Raw genomic sequence first — 4,233 nt, forward strand, 5'->3', positions numbered from 1 at the left:
CTGGATCAGCCGCAACCGCCGCCTTTGGAAAGACCCGGAGGCGACCCTCGCCTCGGCCCAAGCCTTCCTCTACGCCGCCGCCGTCATGATCCTCGTCCGAAGGCTCGGCCGAGCGTCATGACTTATCGGACGGACTCTTAGAGCCGCTAGTCACAATCGCTTATAAAATCATCGACTTGGGCGCGAAGCTTGAAGCTAAATGGGAGGCGGCCTTGGATGCCGCCCGGCAGGAGAATAGGCGTTGAAAGCCATCCTCGCCGATCTCGCCATCGCGAACATCCGGTGGGCTCGCGCCGACCTCGCCCGAGCCGAACGGCTCGCCAACGAGTCCGACGCTGCTCTCGCACTGGCAGAGGAGCGCCGGCGGCTAGCCGAGGACTTAGCTCGCCGCGCAGGCCTCGGCAGCATGCTTTAAACAGCGCCGAGTGAGTAATGACGTCCGCGCCCAGCGTGAAGCAGGAAGGGGCCCATTTCAAGAATGGGCGCGGACGGTCTGACCGAAGTCTGACAGGCGACACTTACCGGTCAGTTGTTTCAATGAAATTACCGCTCGGTCACATCGATAGCGGCCCCGAGGGTGACCGAGTGGCCGCCCTCGTCCGCTATCGTTCGCCTAAGTTTGTCGAACGGCCGTGGGCGAAAATGTGGGTAGAGGTTGATATGAAATAAGTAAAGTACTGCATCTAATGAAGATTTTTGACTGTCCTCGCAGACGCCCCTTCCGCCTCTCTTCCCGCCTTCCTCGGCGCGGCGCGGACCGCCGCCGCGAGACCGCGCGCCGGCTCGGCCTCCCGGGCAGGGTCGAACGTTTGGCTACGCCGGGAGGACGACCACCTTGGTCTTCACCGGCGTTTGGGCGTAGAGGTGAATCATGTCCTGGCTGAGCAGGCCGACGCAGCCGCTTGTGATGCCGGTGCCGATCGTGTCGGGGTCGCTCGAGGCGTAGATCGTGTAGAGCGTGTAGGCGCCGTTCTGGTAGAGATGCAGGGTGCGGGCGCCCAGCGGGTTGTCGAGGCCGCCCGGCATGCCGCGGGCGTATTGGGCCGCCTCCGGCTGGCGCCGGATCATCTCCTTGGGCGGCGTCCAGGTCGCCCACTCGGACTTGCGGCCGACATAGGCGTCGCCGTGCCAGAGGAACCCGTCGCGCCCGACATTGGCGCCGTAGCGGGTCGCGGCTCCGTCGCCTTCAATGCGGTAGACGTAGTAGTTGGTGGGATCGACGACGATCGTGCCGGGCGCTTCCTTGGTCTCGTAGCGCACCGTCCGGCGATAGTATTTCGGGTCGACCTTGCTGATGTCGACCGCCGGGATCGGGAACTTCTCGTCCGGCATCGGCCCGTAGGTCTTGGCCGCCTCGGCCAGCAGGATGCCGTCGGTGGTCGCGCAGCTGCCGAGGCCGAGGGCGCCGAGGCCGACCGCCGAGCCGGCTAGGAACGACCGGCGGCTCAGAAGCGCCGTCCGAAGCCGAGCGGTCCGGTCCATCGCGCCGGCACCGGCACGCCCACCATCCATGACCATGATCCCGAGCGTCCCATGTCCTGCGGCCCGATCGAAGCACGCTCCGACCGACGCTACGCCAATGTACTGCCAAGCCGAGATCGGTGACAGCCGACGGGACTTGCAAGCTCGGCTTTTGCGTCGGGAGTGTGGCAAAAGTCGCTCGGCGGCTCTGATCGTCCGCCGACGGCGACTTCGGGACGTCGGTCGAATGCACTTGCCGCGAAGTCGCGCGTGCGTTCGGAACTGTCCGACACCGGGCGATCGCGGTGATGATCGCTGCGCGTCGCCGCGTTCGCCTACAGTGGCCGGCGCGAGAGGATCGATGCCGTATGTGATCGCTGCCGAAGTCCCTCGGGCGAGCCCGGAGCCGGATCCGATCGGATCGCCGCGCGATCCGCGCATCGACAGCTCCGGGATCAGCCGTGCGACCGGCTCGCGATGCGGTCGAGGAGGACGTGCGGCACGGTCAGGGCGGACAGCATCTGGAGCGTCAGGGTCAGGAGGTTGGCCGGCGCATCCGCGGCGCCGGCGGCGTAGAGCGGCCACAGCCCCGCGCCGAGCAGCAGCGTCAACGCGAAGACCGGCAGCGCGGCGCGGACGGCGCGCGGCATCGTGTCGACGCCGGGCGCCTTCGCCGGGTCCTGCACCAGCGCCCGCATGTGCCGGGGGCCATGGACGACGACGAAGTACAGGGTGAACGCGGTGAGCGGCGGCAGCAGCCAGAAGGCGGCGGCCAGGACGAACATCTCGGCCAGCACCGCCGGCCGCACGCGACGGCCGAGGAGCCAGGCCGCCGCGAGGGCGAGCCAGAGCCAGGCGGCGGCCATCCACCAGGCGGGAAGCGACGGCATCAGCACCCGTGCGACCGCCGAGAAGATCTCCGCCGTCTCGGGCGGATGCAGGAGCGCCGGCAGGGCGATCGGGAGGCCACCGCGCACGAGCGCCTCGAACGGTCGGCCGGGGCCCGAATCCTCCTCGCCGAAATGCAGGACCGACAACCCGAGGAAGCCCGCAAGCGTCGCCAGGGGGGCGATCTGCCAAGCCAGGAGGACGAGGGCCGATAGGCCGAGATAGGGAACGGCGAAGACCCCGAACCACGCTCGGCCGTAGCGCGGGCGCAGCAGCGGGGCCGCCACCGCGCCGTCGAGCGCACCGTGCGGAACGCCGAGGACGATGACGACCGTCAGGGCGACGAGCCAGGAGGCTTCGCGCGGGAGGAACGCGGAGGCGACCAGCCCGAGCGCGACGAGCGCGGCGGCGAGCTGCGGCAGGCCGGTCACCCCCGCATGGATGCGGTGGCGGCTCGCGCCGTCGGGCCCCGCGAGGCGGGAGAGGGACGATCGAGCCGCCAGGGGCATCAGGCCGCCCGGCGCAGCGGCGTCGTGGCCGTCCGCCCCTCCGCCAAGTCGCGGTCGACGGCGCGGGTCGTCTCCAGCGTCGCCATGATGCCGTACACGACCTTGGCGGCGAGATCGAGGATCGCGATCACCGCCAGCGCGAGGCTCGGCGACAGGATGCCGAGGCCGTCCTGGCCGACGAGCAGTACCACCGGGTAGGCGCACCACACCCCGGTGAGGAACACGGCATTGCGCAGGAAGGCCTTGCGCACGTCGGCCCGCTCGCCGGCGTTCTCCTCGCGCAGCTGCACGAAGATCCCGTAGAACACGGCCAGGAACGCGCCGCAGGAGATGGCGAACCACGTCCACTTCACGGCGGCGACGTCGGACAGGCCGAAGGCCAGGGCCGTCACGATCATGAGCAGGTCGGAGCCGATCAGCCCCCAGACGACGGCCGGCCGGCGCATGCCGGAATGCATCGCGGTGCGCGAGAGCCCGACGAGCAGGAGCGGCGTGGTGAAGGTCCAGTCGATGTAGCGTGCGAAGTAGAACTGCCGCGCAGCCTCCGCCGCATCGGGACCGGCCGGAAGGGTGATGCTGCCCTGGCCCGTCGCCATGGCGAAGTAGGAGCAGGCCGCGATGATCGGCACGATTCCGTGGATGATCCCGTCGGCTTCTTCGGCGGGCGTGCGCCGCTTCGCGATGAACAGGATCACGGCGGCGCCTGCCGCCATTCCTGCAAAGCCCAGCCACAGCCAGAATTGAGGCGTCATAAATCTCTCGTCGGTATGGGGATGAAAGGGGCGCTCGGGACCGTGGCGCCCCTGCCCAATCACCCTCGCCCCTGATTGTTGCCAAGCCGCCGCGTCACAGGCGCGTGAGCCCCTGCGGCGCGTCGCCGCCTCGGCGAACGCGGGGTTCCGCCCTGTCCTGCGAGCTCTCGGCTTCGGCCGGCGTGCCGGGGCAGCATCGCAGGCTCCGCCTGAGAATGCCGACGCTGCGACGCGCCGTCAGGGCGCGGCAGACGGAGCGACCGCCTGTGGCCGCCCGCGCTGCCAGACCTCGACGATCCGGGTGCTAGATGTTTGATCCCAGGGTTGGTGGTGCGGTTTTTACGTTGGGGGGGGGGGAGGCGCCATGGGCCAAGTTCTTTACCGCAGCGCCCCCACCAAGGAGGCGAACCGTCGAGCGAACCACCATAGGCCAGCGAGCCAGGGGGCCGCCCCGCTGCGCTCCGGGGTCAACCAGAAGAACGACGCCCAGTGGCGGCAGCGGGACCCCGTCGCCCACCGGCGCACCGGGCCGCAGGATGCCCGCACTACCGTGGTGTGCCCCCTGGGGGAGGCGGGGGGGAGGCCGGCAGGAGTGGGGTGGGGGAAGGGTGTGTAGATCACGG

At 69.3% G+C, this 4,233-nt stretch carries 4 protein-coding genes and 1 pseudogene; 2 read left to right on the forward strand and 3 right to left on the reverse strand.

The annotated features are described in order from the left end of the window. Positions 1 to 121 (forward strand): annotated as a pseudogene (locus MKK70_RS08025) (IS5/IS1182 family transposase); the annotation flags it as partial. Positions 122 to 241: 120 nt separating this feature from the next. Continuing rightward, a complete protein-coding gene (locus tag MKK70_RS08030) occupies positions 242 to 415 on the forward strand; it encodes a hypothetical protein (RefSeq protein WP_243946744.1) in 174 nt (57 codons plus the stop codon). Between the two features lie 398 nt (positions 416 to 813). Here MKK70_RS08030 and MKK70_RS08035 read toward each other — a convergent pair whose 3' ends face one another. The 3 genes from MKK70_RS08035 to MKK70_RS08045 all read right to left on the reverse strand — a co-directional run bounded on the left by MKK70_RS08035 (position 814) and on the right by MKK70_RS08045 (position 3,610). Further along, on the reverse strand, positions 814 to 1,518 hold the full coding sequence (locus tag MKK70_RS08035; RefSeq protein WP_243946746.1) for a L,D-transpeptidase: 705 nt from the start codon (positions 1,516 to 1,518) through the stop codon (positions 814 to 816). Positions 1,519 to 1,916: 398 nt separating this feature from the next. Continuing rightward, positions 1,917 to 2,858 carry a Brp/Blh family beta-carotene 15,15'-dioxygenase gene (locus tag MKK70_RS08040; RefSeq protein ID WP_243946748.1) on the reverse strand — a complete coding sequence of 314 codons (942 nt, stop codon included), beginning with the start codon at positions 2,856 to 2,858 and terminating at the stop codon, positions 1,917 to 1,919. After that, positions 2,858 to 3,610: a bacteriorhodopsin gene (locus MKK70_RS08045; RefSeq protein WP_243946750.1), complete on the reverse strand. Its 753-nt coding sequence runs from the start codon at positions 3,608 to 3,610 to the stop codon at positions 2,858 to 2,860. Before MKK70_RS08045 ends, MKK70_RS08040 begins: the two co-directional genes overlap by 1 nt. Between the last annotated feature and the right edge of the window lie 623 nt (positions 3,611 to 4,233).

It is taken from the genome of Methylobacterium sp. E-041, assembly GCF_022829665.1.
Lineage (GTDB): Bacteria > Pseudomonadota > Alphaproteobacteria > Rhizobiales > Beijerinckiaceae > Methylobacterium.

Bases quoted from the DNA above. Each gene is read 5' to 3' on its own strand.
- MKK70_RS08045 (WP_243946750.1), bottom strand. From the start codon at position 3,610: ATGACGCCTCAATTCTGGCTGTGGCTGGGCTTTGCAGGAATGGCGGCA.
- MKK70_RS08040 (WP_243946748.1), bottom strand. From the start codon at position 2,858: ATGCCCCTGGCGGCTCGATCGTCCCTCTCCCGCCTCGCGGGGCCCGAC.
- MKK70_RS08035 (WP_243946746.1), bottom strand. From the start codon at position 1,518: ATGGTCATGGATGGTGGGCGTGCCGGTGCCGGCGCGATGGACCGGACC.